The sequence below is a fragment of the Novipirellula rosea genome (assembly GCF_039541335.1).
Taxonomy (GTDB): Bacteria; Planctomycetota; Planctomycetia; order Pirellulales; family Pirellulaceae; genus Novipirellula; species Novipirellula rosea.
The window spans coordinates 273,742-295,243 of record NZ_BAABGA010000046.1 but is presented as its reverse complement, the minus strand read 5'-3'; the positions used below and the strand labels follow the sequence as shown (position 1 = coordinate 295,243).

Here is a 21,502-nt window from a genome sequence, read left to right as displayed (position 1 = left end):
ATCGCTTTGGTGCGATCCAGACCGGCACGTTGCATGCGTTTGCCTTTGACGCCTTCGTCAATGGAAATCAACTCAGACGGAACATAGATGCGGTTTTTCGCGGCCCATTGGATGTTCTCCCGAACTTGGTCATCGGTTGAATGTTGCAGTTTAGTGCTGAAACGAGAGTAGATTGTACCGATGTCATACCCGTGAGCAGTTGCCCAGACGATCCGTGTTTCAAGAGCTTCTTCGGGATCAAATCCTTTCAAATCAAGATGATGGACGGCAGCCATTTCTGACCACCACTTACTTGCGTTCCGGGTGAGTTTTTCGTTAGCCGCACCCATGCTAGAAAGATCATGGTTCATTGTTTTGCTTCCTGTGAAGATGATCCAGCGTACGCACCGGGGCAATGCATCCATCGATCCGTGAGTTCATAAACGGAATCAATCTGCGAGCGATAATTTTCTGTGGGCAGGCTGCTCACCAGAATTCGGCAACCCGATTTGTGCGCAAAAGACAACGCTCCGTGAAAACGGAGCATTGGTGAAATTCAGTAGAGACTTTTAGATACGTTCAATGGGTAAACATCCCTCAAGTAATATGCCGCGTTTCGGGCGTTAATTTAGCTCAATGCACGCACCGGACGTTAAAAACTGGCATGATCGCCATAACACTACACATCATATATGCCGCATTTTTGGGTTTAGTTTAGCTGAGCGATTGTCTTGAGCGGATTTGGTCAGAGATAAGCTGTTTGCCTTATCTTATATGACGCAAAAACGGCTCCAATTTAGCAAAAAGTCCACTGAATCCTGAGTCTTGATCGGACCTTTTCGTGCGAAGTCGTTAATCCTTGTAAGGTCCAGAAGGCGAGTCCTTAATGCACGCTGGGAAAATACGGATGCGGAGTCAAAACTTGTAACCAGGGAAAGTTTCGTTATTCGGCTTACGTTGTCAGGGGCAGATTTAACTGAGCGATGCACTAGCATTAAGCCAAATCCCGAAACAATTGAGCCGCCATGGGCCCTGACCGACGAAGCTACGCATGCTGCCAACGACGCAGGTAGAGCAGCATTTGAAACAGAGATACATCCAATACACCAGGCACGCAGTGCGGCACGTGCTAACGAAATTTAGTTTACCAGTTTGCCCACAGCCGGCTCTGCGTCCCCATTGGCCCCAGTCATGCACCAATAAAACGCCTCAGATCCACCTTTTACCGCCATTGAACTGACATTTACTAACGAAACTTAACACTGACCAGCTTCGGGCTGGTGGCTAGCTACCACCGCAAGCCCGGGAACGGTTAACCCCGACTTGGTTTGATGAAATGCAGCCATCACGGTTGCCCCGGTCATGCGATGCACCATGCATGACCGGGGCAACGCCAGGTCAAATCTATGGTGCGACAATGAATACTAAAGAACCAAATTGTCGAACTTGTGGAAGAGATGTCTAGGTCTGTGATGCATGGATGGACAAGGGGCATCGAAAGAATTGACCGCGATTAGGTGTCCGGTTTTTTGTTTAGCGACATGCAATGAAGCTGACAAACCTAGTGTTTTGCAACACTAGACGTCTATAGCCGCACGTTGGACGCGACGCGTAAACCTCTAGCATATGGCACCGGTCCATGTTAAGTGGGCTCCTGCTGCCAACTGCAGAATAGGTGAACCTTGGGGGCGGGATCCCTGGCGTAGGTCCAACGCCGGCAACGCCAAAACCACGGCCACAAGCCGCAAGCGTGCGTCACACCTAGTGGGCACGTAGCATTGCCTTGCTGCCCGTCCATACCTAGGCAGCGTAGCAACGATATTTTGCATAAACTGGTGAACCGCCCCACCCCCGTTTTTTGTCGCAGTACATGACCGCCCTACCGAGGAGTATACGTGTGAGTGAATATTGCGGTGACTGCAACAGTCCGCTTTTGCCTGGCGACCTTGGCCCTTGTAACAATTGCGGGGGAGTGCGTCGTGCTGCGCGGATTGCAAGCCTAGCGGGGCAGGGCTCTGGGAAAGGCGGTATCAGTCGGCTGAACATTCGAGTCTCATGTATCAAGTTAGTCGAAACAGCGGAAACGCTTTTTGCAGATGGCCACTACGGTCCGGCTATTGTCATTGCACAAGCTGCCTGTGAAGTGATTGTTGACCATGCAATGTCCAAGGCATACGCCGATAAAGCAGTTCCGGAATTAGAGGCAGCAGTAAACGCCCTACTGAATGCAAAGTCATTACAGAACAAGAACGTATTGCGACTGTACCAAACACTGACGAGCGATTTTGATATTTGCCAGCAAGCGTTTTGGAAAGGCTATACCGACATGGTCAAATTGCGCCACCGGGTCGCACATGCTGGCGCAAACGTACAGGAACCTGAGGCCCGCAGGAGTATTGACGCTGCAACCGCATTTGTTGACCACGTTGCCCGGCACAATAGCATTGCTTGAACCATGTATTGCGCCCCAACTGGAACCGTGCCCCGGTCCCAAAAAACAGCCCGCCGAAAAAGAACCAATTTACTTCCTATTGTCTCCGGGGCGTCGATGTGCAACCGCCTTGGAAGCTGTCTAGAGTCCAAAGCAGCGGGCAACCGTGCCCAGCACCCTGTGGTGCGGACTTGGTGGCCTTCGCGGGCTCGTCGGCGGTGGTGGTGGCCGTGTCGGTTACCAGTTTGGTTTTTTTGCCGGCCTTGTCCTTGGCCGGGTAGAAAGGCATCCTCGGCCTGGGATGGCAAAAACCATGTTCCGATAGGGCCGATAAATGTTCTGATAAGCAAAAAAAGTCAGCTTTCACCTTCAGTCTGTAAGTTGCTTGCCAGTAATGACTTACGGCAGGTGATTCGTGGCAGGAAGAAAGAAAAAGACGGATTCCCGTGTCCTCCGCTATTGAAAAAACGCCGTCTGAAACATCAAGTTTCAGGCGGCGTTTTTTATTTGGCCCAGTCAATTGGGAGCAGCGTCTTCCTGGCTATTACGAATGCTCGCCACTTCGTGGCTGTCGTGAGTCCGTGGATGCATTTCGAGAAAACTGGCGGAAAATCTCTAATAAAATTAGCTGTGTCGCGTCTTTCCTTTTGAGAAGATGAACTCGTCGTGATCCGAGACCGCCAAGACGCAGCGAATCGAGTGAATGTTGAAACCGACTCCCCGAGTCTACAAGCCGAGCTCCGATGATGAAACGGAGCCCAATGTTGAAACGGAGCTGAGCGTACGGACTTTGTTTGACAGCGAGGAGACGCCCTTGTTGCGATACGCGTTCGCCCTCAGCGGTCGCCGTGCGGTGGCCGAGGAAATCGTGCAAGAAGTGTTCTTGCAACTGCATATTCACTGGGACGAAATCGATTCTCCCAAGGCTTGGTTGTTCCGGAGTGTGCGGAATCGCGTCTATACCCACATCCGCGATCATCGCCGAGAAGTGCTGGGCAGCGACAACAGCACAACGCAAACTTCCGACCGCAAAGCGGAATCGCCCGAGGCAATGACGCTGCGAATCGAGGCGACGGGAACGCTGCGAGAAATGCTGGAGGATCTTGACGAGACCGATCGCCAGCTTGTGAAGCTGAAGTATTTCAAAGATCTCAAGTATCGCGACATCAGTGCCCAAACCGGTCTCAGTATTGGCAACGTCGGGTACCGTCTGCACCACATCTTGAAAGAGTTGGCTGGCAAATTGCGTCCACTCGGAATCGATGAAAATTCATGAATGAAGAACCAAACAAACCGTTAATCGATCCGGAACTCGAAGCTCGCATTGTTGCGCTCGTTTTGGGCGAAGCTTCCGACTTCGAGCGTGATCAGTTGCAGCGTCTCATTGATGACAACGCCGATCTCGCTGCCTTCAAAGACGAAATCGAACGTGTGCACGGATTGATGCGAGACGTCGGCAACGGCGAATGGGATGCCAAGAATGAGGGCTGGAAATTGCCTACGGAAAAACGCCACGCAGTACTGGCGTTCATTAGTGGCGAGGCAAGCGAGCCGCCAGCGATTCGACTTGCCAGCAAGTCCGGGGATCAGCTCAGCAAGTCGGCTGGGAAACGCAAGTGGAATCGCCGGAGTGTTCTGGGCAATTTAGCCAAGGTGGCCGCAGTGCTGCTGATCGCGGGATTCGGCGTGAGTCTATTTCTGCCAAGTATCTACACTGCACGTGTCGCATCCCGGTACCAATACGACCGAAGGAACGCTGGTAGCTTCTTTGATTCATCGGAATCGATGGATGGAGAGGACATCTCGTCCGATTACGATGCCTTCATCGCCGAAGGTGCGGTTATCGGACCTGCGAGTGAGGATCATTTTGGTTCCGCAGCAACAAAAAATGTTGGAGACAGAGAGTACCGTAATAGCTCAAAATCAGCCCTTTCGGCGATTCGCGAGAGTCTTAGCCAGAGTACGGACAAGGCCGTGCCGTCCCCCTACTACCTGCAGGACGATGTTCAGTATTTCCCGGCGGGCCCCGAATTCAAATTGTCACAACAAGAAGCGGAGTTGCGTGAGAAGTTATGGGAGGAGAGCGAGAGTGTCTCGCCCCGACTGGCCGACAATGGCCGTCGTCCTGAATTATCGCAGCCTAGCGTTGATGACTTCTCTGTCATTCCTCACAGCGTAACAAGTAGCACCGCCGTTGAGTTCAGTGACGAATGGGGGGCGAGAACCTCGTCCGCCTTTGAATCGGGAACAAAGGGGTTTGGATCGCAGAGTGTTGGCGATAGGAAATTTACAAGTCCAGCCATTGCGGGCTTAGGTATGGAAGGCCTGCGTGCAGCGAAGTGGCCGGAGAGTTCTAGCGAACCATCATCGCGTGGGATGTGGGCTAAAGAATGGGAGCACCCACTATCGGAACAAGAGCCCGACGTCGTTGTCGACGGTTTCCCCGCTGGGACGGGGCGAATCATGCTTGGTGGGGCTGTAAATAATGATGCTGGGGAATCAGGGAAAATGTCTTCGGCAGACGATTTGTCGTCAGGGCTGCGCGGTGGCACTGACCTGTATTTCTCCGAAGGCTTTTCCAACGGCGCACCGATCGCCAGTATCGAGCTGGATATGGGTGAGGACGAGGCGAAGATCAGCAAATGGGCAGACGACGATGGGGACAGTCGCGATGACGGGGCAGATCTCTTGGGGACGCCACAAGAGAAAACCGAGAAAAAGAAGATTGCCGATCATATCGCGGAAAATGTTTCCGGAAGCCGTGTTGCGATGCCCAACCAATACCGCGATCGAATCGAAATCGATTCGATCCGCAGACTTCAAAGCGAGATGTCCAAAAGTGATGAATCACTTCGGCGATATGGCGAGTCGCCCGCCGACTCACCCGGCCCGGTCTATCGGTACGTAGAACCACCGATCAAGTTAGGGAAGATTAGAAGAGAGTTGCAAACGAAGGAGCCAACTAGAACAACCGTTGCTCCAACCGCTTCACCAGCCGGGCTGGATGAAAAGAATGCGGCGGAGGAAGCCTTTTCCACGTTCTCGCTGCACGTCAGCGACGTATCCTTCAAGCTCGCCCGAGCCGCGCTGGCCAATGGATCGTGGCCCGAGGCAGCCAAGGTGCGGATCGAAGAATTCGTGAATGCTTTTGACTACGGTGATCCAATGCCAAGTCAAAGCGAGAAAGTCGCCTGTCGCGTCGAACAATCGATTCATCCCTTTCTGCAACAACGAAATTTGCTGCGGGTTTCGATGCGGACTGCTGCGGCGGGCCGTGCGAGCCATACGCCGCTGCGATTGACTTTTCTGCTCGATAACTCGGGTTCGATGGAACGAGTCGATCGTCAACAAACGGTGCGACGCGCTTTCGCCCTGCTGGCTCAACAGCTCAAAGCAATCGATCAAGTCACGCTGATCAGCTTCGCACGTCAGCCGCGATTATTGGCCGACAAGGTCAGCGGAGACCAATCGAGCCAACTCGTTGAACTCGTTGACAACTTGCCCAGTGAAGGGGGCACGAATCTCGAAGCCGCTCTGCAGTTGGCTTTCGAAAAGGCCCAGGAACAACACGTTGACAATGCCCAAAACCGGATCATTTTGCTTACCGATGGAGCCGTGAACCTTGGCGATGCCAACCCCGAACGTCTGTCGCAGATGATCACGACAATGCGAGTCGCGGGTATCGCGTTCGATGCGGCGGGGATCAGCGCCGATGGATTGAACGATGAAATTCTCGAAGCGCTCGCTCGCAAAGGTGACGGTCGTTACTACCTGCTCGATTCATATGATGCCGCAGATGAAGGGTTTGCGAGTCAGATTGCTGGGGCACTGCGTCCTTCGGCAAAGAACGTAAAAGTGCAAGTCGAGTTCAATCCGAAACGAGTGGGCCGCTACAAGTTGCTGGGCTTCGAAAAGCATCGTCTTAAACAAGAAGACTTTCGCAACGACAACGTCGACGCGGCCGAAATGGCGGCGTCCGAAGCCGGTGTGGCGTTGTATCAATTCGAAGCGAAGCCTGATGGGGAAGGCGATGTCGGTTCCGTATCGGTGCGATTTCGCGATCTATCAACGGGACAGATGATCGAAAACCGTTGGCCCATTCCGTACGAATCCAACGCTCCGCGTCTGGAGCAATCCACTGCGTCACTGCGTCTCGCTGCCTCGGCCGCCTTGTTCGCGGCAAAGCTCCGCAGCGGAGTGTTGGGGGAAATGGTTGAGCTGAAGACGTTGTCCAATTTGATCGCCGGATTGCCCGAGCAAGATCGCAATTCCGATCGAGTCGCTCAGTTGCAATTGATGATCCAACAGGCCCGGCAAGTGAGCGGAGAGTAAAAACCTATCCGAAAACCCAAAACGAGCGATCATTGCTGATTCAGTTGTAGCGGAATTCGTCAACGGCTTGTTGAATTAGTGAGCCGCGACGCGTCAGCGGCCGGGTCCCACGCACTACCCGGTGCCTTACGGCCCACGGCTCACCGTTTCGATTTGCGTTTGGATTAAATCAACAAGCCTTCAAGAATTTCGGCTCCGATAGAGCTTGGTCGAAAGTCACGCGTGACTTCCGCTACCGGTTTTTGAAAAGGGTCTAAGTCTACGTTCCTGGCTGTTACCGCGTCTGACCGTCTTGCGTAGTGGGCGGACAATTTGAAACAAATTCACCTCAAGAAGCATCCACTCATGAATACGACAACCTTGCTGCACGCCAGCCCCATGGTTCTGCTAGGACTTGCTTGCGTTGCGAGCATGTTGAATCTTCCCTGTGTTGCTCAGGATGACAAGGGCCAAGCCAGCATCAACAGTTCCATTGGTCGTGATGGTACCGGCACAATCGTTGTCGAAGCTCGCGGACATTTGCCAGTGCCGACTCTCTTCTATACCGCTACGGCCGATGCTGCCGTGCAGGTGCGAACGGACCACATTGAGCAAGAGATTCAATTAACGATCAAAGTGATCCAGGGTGCTGCGAAGCGATTGAGCCTTGGACTCAGCGGCGAGGGACAAGTGACCGCAGTCGCTGGCGATAACATTGAGTCGTGGTCCGTACGCCAAGTTGGTTCCGAGCGATTTCTTGATCTGCATCTAAAAGAAGATGTTACGGACGCGAAAGCGGTGATCTCCATTCACTCGCCCCACGCCAAGTTAAAACTTCCCCGCGAGATCAAACTGACACACCTCACCCCCGGTGAATCCGTTGGATTTAACTCGACGGTCCGTATCGAGTACGACCCCGCCGTGGAGGGAACCGTCACGGAGGCCACTGGATTTGCACCACTCGATAGCGATGGCGGCGCAAACCGTTTTCAGACCACGACCGGTGGTCAACTGATACTTTCGCTCAATCGTAGCGGTGTCTCACCTGCACCGGTGGAACTGATCGACACCACTTTGAAAGGGACGGTACACCCCAACGGCGAGTCGGTGGACTTCCAGCTTCGCAGCACCGCCGTGGTGTCCGAGGACAATGCGGAAATTACAATCCTATCGGGCGATGCGGCCGTTAGCGAAGTGCCCGCTGATTCGAACTATCGACTGCGTCTTTCCAATGACAATGAACAACCCGTCTACAAGCTTGTGTTTGACAAAGCTGGTACGTATCCAGTGACACTCAACTTTGTCGCCACGTTGGTTTCGCCCGAGAGCAATGGACACCGTATCGATTTTACGATCGCTGCCAGCGCCGTCGTTCCTTTAACACTCAGCGGACTCGATTCGGATCTCGAATTTAATCGTGATCAACAATCCGTTGTGCCACTGCGAGACAAAGAGGATTGGTTGGGATTTCTGCCTGCAAACGGTCACGCGCGTTTGCAATGGAAGACGGCTCGCAAAGCGGGTGATGGAAAGCTGTTTTTCACCACCACCGGGCATGTCGAAGCACAAGTTGGCGTGGGACTACTGCGTCAAGATCATCAAATCGACTATCAAGTGCTTCAGGGAGAGCTGAAAGCCTTGAGCATTCTAATGCATGGCCCAGGAGAAATACTCGACGTCCAAGGCGATGAAGTCGTCGCTTGGAAAGTGAGCGGCAAAGCCGAAAATCGTCAGCTGGACATCACTCTGAGCCAAGCGATGACGGGGGCGAGCCAGATCAAGGTGCGTAGCCAGACGCCGCTTGGTGCGTTTCCCGTGCGTGTCGAAGGGCTGCGACTGAATCCGACCGGGGCGATCCGGCATTCCGGCTTTCTGCGGCTTTCCAATTTGGGCTCGGTGCGTGTCGAGCCGACGGGGTTGAGTGGATTGACTCAGTTGGCACCGGAGCAATTTCCCGGTGAGCCAATCGAGGCACGACAGGTTTTTGTTTACCGTTTTCCATCGGCGGACCATGACTTCACCATTGCTGCGGATCGGATCCAACCCGAGGTCAGTATCTCGCAACTGGTGTTGTATCAACTGGCGGAAGCCGACCGTGTGATCAAGGCGGATATCGAATTGGACGTTCGTGAAGCATCGATTCGTGAGTGGGATTTTGGAATTCCGGCCGACTATTCCATCGTCTCGGTGACCGGCGCTAGCGTTGCGGACTACATCGCAGCAACGGAAATCGCGGACGGTCGTCGCAACTTGAAAGTGATGTTTGATCAAGATATCGCGGGACGCCAGCTCGTGACGTTACACCTTGAAAAAAGTGAAGCCGCAACCGCTGGGAATTGGGTTTTGCCACGGATCGAATACCCTGGCGCGAAAGCGGTTCGAGGCGACATCGGAATCATTGGCGGGCCTGGCTTTAGGATCGCCGTGGATCAGGCAGATCTGCTGGTGGAAAAGCCGTTGTCCTATTTTCCCAAACCTACCGCAGGACTCCAGCAAGCCTTTCGCATCCGTGAGCCTGGATGGTCCGCCAGCATGCGAATCGAGTTGCTTGAACAGAGTGTCCAGTCCGATGTGTTTCATCTTTACTCGCTCAGTCAAGAGACGGTGTATGGCAGTGCGCTAGTCAATTACTTCGTCACCGGTGCTCCGGTATCCGAATGGAAAATTGCAGTGCCCGCGGCGATGGGCAATGTGATGGTCGACGGCCAAGACGTCCGAACGTGGCGCAGGGAGGACGACACTTTGATCGTTTCTCTTCACCAGCCGGTGATGGGCGCTTACACCTTGTTGGTGACGTTTGAAGAAAAGCCGGACGAAAACAATGGCTCGTTCCAGGCCGGACAGATTGCTCCAATGGGCGTTCAAGGCGAACGTGGTTACATCCAAGTCGTCAGCCCGATGCAGGTCGAAATCAATACGGTCTCGCTTTCCGACGACATGCTGAAACTTGATCCGTTGGAGCTACCTGCCGAGTTCCGTCTGCTTAGCACCGCGCCGCCACTGGGAACTTGGCAATACACCGAACGTCCGTTCGATTTGAAACTGCAAGTCGACTGGTTCCAACCTGGCACCACCTTGACTCAGGTGGTGGAGTTTTCGGAGGTCAACAGTCGGGTTTCACAGGACGGCGAACTGGTGACCGACGTGTTGTGCTATGTCAAATCACGTGGACAACGCACGCTGAGGGTCAAGCTGCCCGGCGATCCGGTCCGTCTTTGGAAAGTGTCCGTCAATGGCCAGGTTGCGACCGCGCGGCAAGCGGATGACGCCACCTTGATTCCACTGCCCGGTGGAATCAATCCCAACCTTCCGATCGAAGTCCGACTTAGCTTGGGCAAACCGACCGTCGACGAATCCAATCCCGTGCTGATGTTGCCGATCGTGTTTGCACCGGTACTGAAAACACAATGGAATATCGTTGGTGATGAGAAGCATGTGCTCGTACCCAGTGGCGGAACCGTTACTGCTGCGGAACCTGTGACCCGAGCGTCCGGTTTCAATTGGGTGGCCAAGCACGGAATGGTCCCTTTGATCGTGATCGGTTTGTTCACTGTCATGGGAATCTGGGCGTGCGGAAAGTCGGCAGCTTGGCCTGCATTAGGGCTGCTCAGCCTGGCTATCGCCATTGTCGTATCCGTCGCAACGGCTAGCTCCGCGTTTTCGCAGATAGGATCAGCGGTTCCACTACAACTGAGTCTGCCGATTCTGTCGGCGGGGGAAACCATTCAGCTAGAGGTGCAAAACACGCCGCTTTGGCGGGTTGATCTCTCATGGACCGGCCTCGGTGCACTGTTGGGCGGCGTCGTCGCATTAGCTTGGTCATTCATCCTCAGCGATGCCAGAGTTCGAATGATAAGCCGCTGGATTGGCATGTTTCTGATCGCGTTGGGGTTATTGCTGCAAGGCGGCGGTGCACCGTGGTTTTATGCTCTGCTTGCCCTCGGGATTCTGATCCTGCTAATCCTTCGGCCCGCACTCGACTCGACTCGCGGCTTGGGCCATTGGCTTCGCAATATCGCCAAAAAACCGAAGACCAAAACGGAAGCCGATGGAACGGATGATCCCGACGCAGAACCCGGCATCACGTTCACGCCGATCATGATTCTGTTGGCCATGGTTCTTTCATTCGCAAGCTCTTCGGTTTCGGCAGCGGACCCAGCAAGTTTTAACGCGGCTGATTCGATCAAGCAGCAGTGGCGGATGACACACCTGGATTCGCGTTTAACCGCAGTTGGAACGATCACTTTGTCAGGGCAACCGGGGGACCGTTTTCTGCTGCTAAGAACGCCAGCGGTACTGACTCGTTTCGATGGCAACGGTTTGCGTTTGTCCAAACAAGAGGTGCCTGGCGAAGGTCTGACCTATATCATCAGCATTCCGGTTAACGAAGAAGCGTCCGAGGTGGAAGAGGATTCGCTGCCAAGCGAGGCGGCCGAGTATAAGGCCACGTTTGAGTATCAGCTCGAGGCGATCAAACCGCTCGAGGGGGTGCCCGTGTTGACTGGCACTGCTGCGGTACAGGAGATCTCTCTCAGCTACGACGAAGCCGGATGGGATGTCGTTAGCCCCACGGCAGTCCGCGTGGAAGCGGTCGATTCGGACGATCAGACGACCAAGGTGAATCTGCTTCTTGGCACCGGAAAAGCCAGCGTCATCCTGAAACCAAAGGCTCGAGACGTTACTACCGAGGAAACTCAATTTTTCGTGGAAACCTCGAATCTCTACTTGCCAGGTCCGGGTGTCGTCGATGGCCGTCATCGGCTTCACATCCGAACCTCACAAGGTCAGTTGAGTGAATTAGCGGTGCTTGTTCCCAAAGGGCTGACCGTCAGTGCTGTGGAGGGCCCGGTCGGTTCCTGGCAATTCGATGCTGATCGTGGTCGCTTGAAACTGGAAATCGAACCGGCTCAGTCACAGCCTTTCAATGTCGTCATCGATACGCAGCGGGGCCTCGATTCGCTGCCTGCGGAAGTCACCCTGGCTCCACTACGAGTCGCGGAGGCGGGCGGTGAAGTTGGTCTGGTGGCGATCGCATTTGGACCCGATGCCCAACCTGAAAAATTAGAATCGCAAGGAATGTCGGCGGTCAATTTGGGAGATTTTGATGCGTCTTTGATTCTCAATAAGCAAGCGGTTTTGCACCGGGTATATCGATATGGTGCCGAGGGCGGAGAGTTGGCACTGCGTGTGGCGCCGGTCGAGTCGGAAGTTCGCGTGATCAGCAAGCAAGTGTTGTCGCTCGGTGATGAACGGGTGGTCTTGGGCATCAATTTCGCAGCCGAGATTACTCGAACCGGCTTGTTCCAATTGAGTTTCCCGTTGCCTGCTGGTCTCGAGGTCGAGTCACTCACGGGCGCCGCGCTGCATCATTGGGCCGAACTCAGCGAAGGTGACCAGCGACAGATCGTTCTGCATTTAAATGGCAAGACGATCGGTTCGCAGAGTTTTTCTCTGACGCTGTCCGGGACAGCGCCAACCGATCCAGGCGACTGGCAGATACCGCGATTTGAATTGAACGAAGCGACGCGTCAAACCGGCGAGTTGGTCGTTCGTCCTACGACGGGCATTCGGCTGAGAACGGTGTCACGCCAAAATGTATCGGAGACTGATCCACGCACGATGGGCGGACAAGTTCAGGGCTCGCTGGCTTTTCGTCTGTTACAGCGTGACTGGGATCTGGTACTGGGGATCGAAAAACTTGAACCCTGGGTGACGGGGCAAGTGCTGCATGAAATCACCTTACGCGAAGGTCAGACACGATCCGCTTTGATCGCTGAATTTAATGTGCAGAATGCTTCGATTCGCACGCTTTCGATCGCGTTGCCGATTAGCGACGAAGACGAGATCAAGACGCTGCGAGCCAGCGGCGATACCGTCAGCGATTTTGTGCGAACCGCCCCCGATTCAAATATCTGGGAAGTTCAGTTCAAGCGTCACGTGATCGGCAGGATCCAATTCCGAATTGAATATGAACGGCGCGGCGATCGCGAGAATCTGTCCGTCAATGGGCAAACCCCATCGCAGTCAAGTTCAAAGCAGGCAAACGAAGTCCTCGTCCCGGCCGAATTCCCCGGCGCCCGCCAGTTGTCGTACTACTTTGGCGTCCGCGCCGGCGGTCGATTGGAATTAGAGCACGCTGCGCTGACTCAGGGCTGGCAGCGGGCTGATTGGAACACCGTTCCCCAAACGCTGCGGGATGCGGGAAACCGGACCGCGCCGGCTCTCGTGCTTCGCGCCGTGACTCCTGAAAACTCCCTAAACATTGTCGTCAAACGCCATTCGTTAGCCGATGCTCTGAAACTTCGTGTGGCCAGCGGCACATTTACCACGGTGTTGTCGCCGACCGGTAATCAACTAACCGCGGTCGAAGCCAATATGGAAGTCATCCAGCGCAGCAGCCTGAGCGTCGGTTTGCCCGAAGGAGGCGAGCTATTCAGTATTTTTGTGAATGGTGAAAGTGTGAATTCGATTCGCCTGGATGGCAAAGGGAATGTGTGGCAGTTCTACATCCTGCCGGGCATCGACGACCGCACGGCGAAAGTTCGCTTTGTCTATTCGGTCGCAAATGATCGTCCTGGTCGCCATAACGACCTCCGCGATTTAAAACTTGCCAGCCCTCAAATGAATGTGCCGCTCGAGAATATCCAGTGGAATGTCGTCGCTCCCAAGGGATTCGAGCTGATCGACAACGACGGCAATCTGGAATTGGTCCAGCAAGCCAATCAGGAAGAATACAACCGTAGTTCCTATTTGTCGAAAAGCAGCGGCAAGCGACAAGTGCAAGCACAGCAGGCGACCAAGCTGCTTGAGCAAGCCAATCAATTGATCCAGGCCGGTGAACAAGCCAAGGCTCGGCGGGCACTTAGCAGTGTCGCCAACCAATACGCACTGGACGCCGCATCGAATGAAGACGCGCGTGTGCAGCTTGAGAATTTACAAACGCAGCAGGCGATCGTCGGTTTGAATACCCGGCGTCAACGAATTTACCTCGACAACAAACCAAGTGACTCGGCGTTATCCGACAACCCACAATTCCGTGAAGCGGCGTCGGACAACCCCATCCTGCACCAAGACGCAGTGAATTTTCATCCGCAACAGCTCAGCGAACTGCTTCGCGGAAACAGCACGGAAGACAACGCGGTTCTCGGGCAGATTGCGGGACGCTTGGTCCAGCATCAACACACCACCGACCCGGCTCCACAAGCGATCCTCATCAGCCTGCCCGAAGAAGGCGTGGTCTATACGTTTAGTCGCAGTGTGCAAGTCGCCGAAAACGAACCGTTGGAACTCGAACTCGAGTTTGCTTTGCAACACCGACTTGCAGTTTGGCAGACCGCATTGTTGATTTTGTTGCTGTCCCTATTCGCCGCCATCCTGACGATGGCTTCAAAACGACAGGCGGCATAGCTGGTAATGACAACATGCAAGTTTAAGGTCACCGGCACTTGTGCGAAGATCTCGCCGAAGACTCGATGGCCGATTCTCCCAACGCAAGGCTGGGCCGGTGAAGCATGTCACGGCTGACACAGGAAGAAAAAACGGCACGACCTGCAGGCGAGGAAAGGGGGATCGCAATCCGCTCGATCCGCTCGCTACGTTTCGCCTGGACAGGGCAAACGGCTCGGCTTCGGCCCGCAGCCGCGATAGCGACTGGAGTATGTGGTCATAAACAGCGTGGGCAAGCCTCCGACACAAAAGGAGCAGCTCTTTCTGCTCCTGCTCTGAAACACCGAACACAAGGCCAAACCCCACACAAGACCTAACCCCGGTGCAGGCCTGCTCGCGGTCCCCAATCTCCACCGCACCAGAGCCCCTGAGAGGCCGACGCCGTCAACCTGCCGACGGGCAGGCCTCTCTCAAAATACCGAGCAAACAAACGCCGCACTTGCCAATCTCTCCGTCGTTCGCGGCAAATTGAACGCGATTGCGGCAAATTGAACGCGATTGCGGCAAATTGAACGCGATTGCGGCGAGTTTTCCGTTTATTTGCCGGCACTCTGGACACATGCTGTCCATCCCGCCCCCCGCCAGCAAAACACTTGCTATATTCACTCCAGTGCGAATTTTGAAACGCATTGCAGCGCGAGGTTACATCGAGGAGTTTTGACGGCGGAAGGCGAGGTTTTGAATTGATGAGCATGGGAACGCAGCGGAAGCGTCATCCACAATTACTGCGATTGATTACGCTTGGGCGGGGCGACGAGACCATCGAGTCGCTCGCGGCATCGCTCGGCGTCAGCGAAAAGACCGTCCGCCGCGACATCGTGGGGCTGCGTCAACTAGGAATCGCGATCCAAGAACACGTCTGCCAACACGGCCGCAAGACCTACAGTTTGTCTCGCGAATCGATTGACCAAGTTCGCTTCACGTACGACGAAGCCTTCTCATTGATGGTTTGCCGGGCCGGAACAAGCGATTTCGACGGCACCGTGATCGGCGACGCCTCGAGGTCCGCGTTCGAGAAAATCCAAGTCGCCCTTGGCGGCAATCACGACGACTATTTCCGGCGAATCTCTCCCTGGCTGCATCGTTCGCCTGGATACGGCGACTACCGCGACCAAGCTGACGTGATTGACGCGATCACGCTCGGGATCGAAGACAATAAAGCGAACTCCATCGTCTACCTCTCGGCTCGATCAACCGAGCCCGTCAGCTACGACATTCATCCGTATGGCTTGGCCGAGCACAACGGCGCGTTGTACGTGGTCGGTCATTCCTGTTACCACGGCGAGATCCGAACCTGGAAGATCGATCGCATGGAGTCCGCCGAGGTCACCGAGATTTCCTTCGACCGCCCTGCCGACTTCAACCTGTCGAAACACTTCTCCGGCGCCTTCGCCGTGATCGCCGGCAGCGAACCCGTGACCGTCCGCATCCGCTTTCGTGGCAGTGCGACGCGTTACGCAGCCGAACGCAAAATCAACGCCACGCAAACGGAGGCACCCGGCCCCGGCGGCAGTCTCGACGTGAGTGTCAGGTTGACCAGCACGATCGAAATCACGCGTCAACACATAATGGGTGGCACTGTTTGACCCAGTTATGACTCTAAGTCTACGCTTAAATTGGAACAGAGCACGAACAGCTTATGAAAGTTACTGAAAAAGAGGTGGCCCAGACCTTTAGCGGGGAGTCTGCCAAAGCTGAGCAATTGGTCAACTCACTACTGCGTTCAATTGGCCGCAAGGTTGGCCTTGGCGCTTCCGACGTCGATTGGGACAGACGCATTTCAGTGGGCGATGGCGGGCGCGATCTGATTGTGCATGCAGATCTTTCACATGATGGCGAAGCTTTTCTGCCGCAGAAGAAGAGCTACTGGTCTGTCAAATCAGGAAAGGATGGACTGAGCAAGCCGACTTTCCGCGCCGAAATCCGAGATCACGAGCAGATTCAAAAGTGGCTGGTTGACGGGAATACGTTTGTTTGGTGCAGTCTTCACGACTCGACAAGCGATGAGCGACAGGCGATCAAAGACGACGTTGCAACGCTTGTGGATGAATTCAGTGGCAGTTTTGATGCAGAGCAATTTGAGTTCAGATGGATTGAAGAAATCGCAGAAGCAATCAACCTCAATCCAGGTGTTATCTTCCGCCACATGCCCGATTTTGCAGCAAGATTCGAACACTTGGTTTCTCTTGACGAGTGGTCCCGAAACGACCCTAGGCAGACCGATTGGGTCAATTTTGCTGATCGCGAAGTAATCGTCTCGCAGATCATTGACCATTTCAATTCGACGGGTGAGGCAAATGTTCTGCATATCGCCGGACTTTCAGGCATCGGCAAGACAAGGGCTGTCCGAGAGGCGTGCCAACGCTACTCCGACCAATATGCGGTTGATGTTCTCTATTGCGAAAGTTACACAGAGCTTGAATCACGACGCCACAATCTGTTTCGGCTATTTCATGCCGACCCACGCAATGCGTTGCTTGTCTTTGACGAAGTTGCCCTGGAAAAGTGTAGCGATCTAGATGGACAGCTCGCTTCTCTACACAAGAGTGTTCGGGCAGTCACGATTTGTCCTTCTCGGCGACAGCCTTACACCGGCAACCGGCAAAACATCTGTGTGATGTCTGAACCTGCGGATGCAGGAGAGGTATACGAAGTTATAAAACAAAATGGACTTGGTCTACGTGAGGAACTGCTTCGGTCGGTTGCGGCAAGAAGTGCGCATGATCTTCGCCTCGCTCTCCTGTTACTTAAAGCCGTAAAGGATGATCCCGCTGGTCCGCAAGAAATTGTCGGTGGTGTCGGTGCGATCTTAGACCGAATTCTAAACCTCGCGCGCCTTAACGACGATGATCGCGCACACTTGCGAAGGCTGTATGAAGCCGCGAGTTGTTTCGTCGATATCGGCATCGGTGGTTCCGTAAAGAATGAAATCGAATCAATTAAAGAGTATTTCGCGCTTACATCGGAAAACGTTCGCAGATCAGCTCCGTTAGCGTATCGCTACGGTCTCTCGGCACCAAGTAAGAGTGAACGGTATTTTGAGGCGACTCCCCATGCGCTAGCAACAATGGTGTTTGCGGAACATTGCTGGGATCGGATCGCTGATGATCTTGACGAGTTTTATTCTGCATTGCCAGATAGACTTCGAAAGAGATTTGTTGATCGATGTAACGACTGCACAGGGGAAATACGTGAAAGGGTGGTGGCTCAATTGAGCCATTACTTTCTAGGGCTTTTGCGAGACTTCTCAATAGAGGAACTTGAGAAGACTGCTGCAGCGAAAGTCGTTAAGTCATGGGTTGAACTAGATCCTGTCAAAGGGCTTGCTTGGCTTGCAGGTCTCTGCGAAAAAACTTCAATCGACGAACTAATTAATTTTTCGGGAGATTCAGCGACAGGCGATTACAAGGGAAGGCGGTATGTTGTATGGCTTTGCGAAAGCTTGGCTCGTTTTCCCGAATATTTTTATCAATGCGAGCGAATTCTGTTTAGGCTTGCTCTGGCAGAAAACGAACCGAGAATCGGCAATAACGCGACTAAGATCTGGAAGAATCAGTTTTGGTCAACGCTTTCCCAGTCTGCCGTTTCACTCGAGGATCGTTCTCGTGTCATTCTTCAGAGAGTGGCAACAAGCAGCGGTAAGGAACGCGAGCTAAGCATTGAATGTGGCTTCGAAGTATTGGAGGCCAAATCTGTCGGAATGATCATTCCTCCGGCCATCGTAAGTGGGCGACTAGCACCCGCTCCATGGCGTGCCCGCACAGCTGAAGAATTGCGAGACTTGCGGGTAAGCTTCGCTAAGAAATTCCTGCAGTTGCGATGTAGTTTTAGTAAAGATGAACAAGAGTTCTTCGACATCCAACTCAGTCAGCGCCTTATGCCTTTTGTTTGGCTCGACCTATTATCTGACGTGCGGGCAGCAGTCGGTAATCCAACAAACGAGACAGTGTCCGCTAACCTGGTTTCAGGAATTCGATGGTGCGCTGGAGCTATCTCACACGAGCGGTATGGCGAGAAAGGGCAAGCGACTGCGCAAGAGCTGCGTAACTGGGAGGAGGAGATAGCTCCAAAAGAATTGAATGAACGAGTGCGATATTGGATCTCTCAGAATCCCTGGGATGTTGGAATTGAATCGGAAGAGAATCCGTATGCAAAGCTTGCTGTGGATTTGCTTGCTGAAGCCTCCTTACTAAACGTATTCGTTCCGCAGTTCTCTGAACCAAGATTCATTGAGGGGACTTTGGCTCTTGCCAAAGAGTGTGGTAAACGCGACGAGTCCAAAGAACTTAGCGATAGAGTTCGCAATTGGATTTCGAAGGGCGAGAGCTCAATTTTCGTAGCGGGGTATCTGATCGGACTTCAAGGTCAAAGCGGACTTGGTAGTGAATGGCGGTCACATCTCGATGAATCTGCGACGCATCACCCAGAGTACACCGCGAACGTGACCATCTATGTTGACGTATCTGAGATTGGTTTTCGTCGATTGATGCGGATAGTTGACTCTGGATATGAGGAACCCAGTCGCATCTTTGCGCAGCTTGGTTACGGGGGATGGTTGCATTCTACAACTCCCGAAATGCAAATTGAAATTTGCAAGCGGTTGCAGATCGAGACTGCATCTGATGACTCGTATGCAGCGAGTACCGCACTTGACTTATTGTATATGTGGAAGCTCGTAGACGAAAAGCAGCTGCCAGCGACGCTGCATGAGTTCGCTTTGCACTTCCTGAATAAGCTTGCCGGTGGCCACGTGGGATACGATGCCCATAAATGGATGGACGTAGCCGAGTCGCTCGTCGAGACGCATCCCGAAACCATTGCAGAATTTGTATTGCGACTAATTGTCGATCGAGGAGGTCGGGCGACAACGGAAACCGAGCAGCTCGACGCGATATTAGCTAAGTGTGCAGCCCACGTTCCAAGCGAAGTGATGCAGCAACTAGGCAAGATGCTTTTATCCCGCGAACAAGCAGCGTTCTTCTCTCTTCATCGCCACGAAGGTTTGTTCGAGTCAGTAGGAATAGATAGATTGATACAGTGGCTTGACGACCATGGACTAAATCATCTCCCGGATATCGCAAGTCACTTGACGAGTCCCTCAGTCGATGACGCGGGAAATGTGCAGATTTCAAGCGTATTGCAGTGGGTATTCACTGAACACGAGATGAATCAAGAAGTGTTCAATGGATTTTTACGCGGAAGAAGCAGAGTCGAGGTGTGGTGGGGAGACGAAAAAACCAAAGGAGTTCGAGAAAGAATGGAACCCTTTCTTGACCACGAACTCAGACGTGTCAGAGAGTGGGCCGCATGGGAAATTGAACTCGCAGACAACATGCAAGATTGGTGCGATGAGGTTGACGAAAAGATGGAACGCGAACTATGAAAGGTTGCATGGACGCCACAAAGATGTCGGCAGGCAAATCAAAGGGGACAGGGGCATTGTTGAGTTCACGCGTGTTTTTAGCCCCCCGTCCCCTTTGTTGCTCCCGCAGTATCAAGCTCGCTATGCGATGGAAGGTGCACTCCAGGCAACCAAAGGTTGGGTAGGAAGATGGTGAGGGCAGGAAAATGGGAGAGGCAGAATGCGATGTTATTTAAATCGGCGATGACATCTTGTGGCTGAGATGAAGCGAAAGGTTAAAAAATGAACGGATAAAAGATGAAAACGACGTGAGCGTTTAGGTCCAACTGCGAAATGCCATGGCAGGCCCATTTTTCTGTCGCACCAATCTTTCTGTCTACCTATCGTCCGGGCGACCGCCGAACGAGATTTTCGGTGAGTCCCCCACGCGGCATCGACCGAAGATCGTCTAACGAAATAGGTGCGTCCATCGTAGGAATCGAAACAGTTTGCCCAGCAGTCTGGCTCGTTCGATGCGACGCTCTGCTTCGCCTTCCAACTGTAATCGTCGCAAATGAACGTCACGATCGCTGTACCCGCAGGTCGGACAGCTTTCATCGCTCGTTGTCATCTGCTTTAGGCAACACGGGCATGTCGTTTGAGCCTCGTTGGGCATGATGTTTCTCCGAATAGGGATAGAGGCAGCGCTTCGGTCAACATGCCGAGCGGTTTTGGAAAGTGAGTTGGTATACGCGGACAGCATCGCATCGAGAGCCGGGGTAGACGCAAGGCATTGTAACCGAATGTGGGGGCCTGGTCGACATTTCCAGCAGATGCAGCATGTGAAGCATTGGTACTGATCGTATCCACCAGATCGTGGTAGGTAGGAGCGTCAGTCTTGTTGGGTAAGAGCATTGGTATCCACGGAAACAATTCAAAATGTCGACTGCCATTTTTCCAGCCATCAAACTCGCAAACACGGGGCGCGGTATCAACGAGAAAAATGGTCGTCACGAGCCCAACCAGAAAGAGAAAAGGGGAAAAGGGTTTTAATGGCAGCAGATAGTGGGTAGGTTGGCTTAAGACTGACCGAGACGCACGGCGGGAGCTTTTGATGCCCAGGACGAAGCGGCCGGATGAAGCGGGGAAGATTTATCACGCCATCAACCGTGGTAACAACCGGCAAGAGATCTTCCACAAACCTGAAGACTACGAAGCGTTTCTGAGAACGCTCAGTGAAGGCCTTGGGAAATACCCCGTGGATCTCTTTTCGTTTTGCTTAATGCCAAACCATTGGCACTTGGTTCTACGGCCGCGAAAAGACGGCGCGATGGGCAGGCTGTGCGGATGGCTCTCCTCCACGCACACACTTCGATACCATGCGCACAATCACACCCGCGGCCACGGGCATCTTTACCAAGGGCCGTTCAAGAGCTTCGAAGTTGAAGATGACGCGCACTTTTTCACGCTGTGTCGCTATGTCGAACGCAACGCGTTGCGTGCAAAGATGGTCAACCACGCCGAAGACTGGGAATACGGGTCACTCCACCGATGGCACCACAAATGCGATTGTGATCCGAAACTTCTGTCCACCTGGCCACTGCGTCGTCCGCCTGGATGGAAAAGCCGAGTCAACACAGCGCTCACGAAGGACGAGCTGGACGCCGTCCGACTCTGCACCACGCGCGGACGCCCCTTTGGTTCTCAAGAGTGGATCGAAGAAACCTGCGAACGAAATGGCATTTGGTTCACAATCCGACCACGAGGCCGGCCAAGGAAGAAGCCAAAAACAGAAGCAATCCAACCGCCACCGCACTGACAAGACGCACATTTAACCCCCTTCCCCTTTTCTAATTTAATTTTTTTTCTAATTTGACCCCCTTCCCCTTTTCTAATTTTCCCCTTTTCTAATTTGGGGGCCAAGGTCGTCTTGTCCTGGCGGGCGTCGCTGAAGCTTTCACTGGCGGCATCGAAGAAACGAAGGAAGATTTCCT

The 21,502-nt window shown here is 53.6% G+C and carries 8 protein-coding genes; 7 read left to right on the top strand and 1 reads right to left on the bottom strand.

Annotation, left to right across the window (positions count from 1 at the left end; genetic code table 11):
- The coding region (locus tag ABD971_RS18690; RefSeq protein WP_486348647.1) for a recombinase family protein at nucleotides 1-350 on the bottom strand (350 nt) is incomplete at its 3' end.
- Nucleotides 351-1,876: 1,526 nt separating this feature from the next.
- Between ABD971_RS18690 and ABD971_RS18685 the strand changes: the two genes are divergently transcribed.
- The 7 genes from ABD971_RS18685 to ABD971_RS18655 all read left to right on the top strand — a co-directional run bounded on the left by ABD971_RS18685 (nucleotide 1,877) and on the right by ABD971_RS18655 (nucleotide 21,327).
- Nucleotides 1,877-2,431 carry a hypothetical protein gene (locus ABD971_RS18685; RefSeq protein ID WP_345324513.1) on the top strand — a complete coding sequence of 185 codons (555 nt, stop codon included), beginning with the start codon at nucleotides 1,877-1,879 and terminating at the stop codon, nucleotides 2,429-2,431.
- 682 nt (nucleotides 2,432-3,113) lie between these two features.
- Nucleotides 3,114-3,686, top strand: a complete 573-nt coding sequence (locus ABD971_RS18680) for an RNA polymerase sigma factor (protein WP_345324511.1) — start codon at nucleotides 3,114-3,116, stop codon at nucleotides 3,684-3,686.
- Complete coding sequence (locus tag ABD971_RS18675; protein ID WP_345324509.1) at nucleotides 3,683-6,742, top strand: vWA domain-containing protein; 3,060 nt, start codon at nucleotides 3,683-3,685, stop codon at nucleotides 6,740-6,742. The genes ABD971_RS18680 and ABD971_RS18675 overlap by 4 nt, the downstream gene beginning before the upstream one ends.
- A 345-nt stretch (nucleotides 6,743-7,087) precedes the next feature.
- Nucleotides 7,088-14,128, top strand: coding sequence for a hypothetical protein (locus tag ABD971_RS18670; protein ID WP_345324507.1), 7,041 nt, complete (start codon nucleotides 7,088-7,090; stop codon nucleotides 14,126-14,128).
- A gap of 725 nt (nucleotides 14,129-14,853) precedes the next feature.
- Nucleotides 14,854-15,753, top strand: a complete 900-nt coding sequence (locus ABD971_RS18665; RefSeq protein ID WP_345324505.1) for a helix-turn-helix transcriptional regulator — start codon at nucleotides 14,854-14,856, stop codon at nucleotides 15,751-15,753.
- Nucleotides 15,754-15,806: 53 nt separating this feature from the next.
- On the top strand, nucleotides 15,807-19,550 hold the full coding sequence (locus ABD971_RS18660) for an ATP-binding protein (RefSeq protein ID WP_345324503.1): 3,744 nt from the start codon (nucleotides 15,807-15,809) through the stop codon (nucleotides 19,548-19,550).
- A gap of 1,072 nt (nucleotides 19,551-20,622) precedes the next feature.
- Nucleotides 20,623-21,327, top strand: coding sequence for a transposase (locus ABD971_RS18655; RefSeq protein WP_345324500.1), 705 nt, complete (start codon nucleotides 20,623-20,625; stop codon nucleotides 21,325-21,327).
- Nucleotides 21,328-21,502 lie beyond the last annotated feature (175 nt).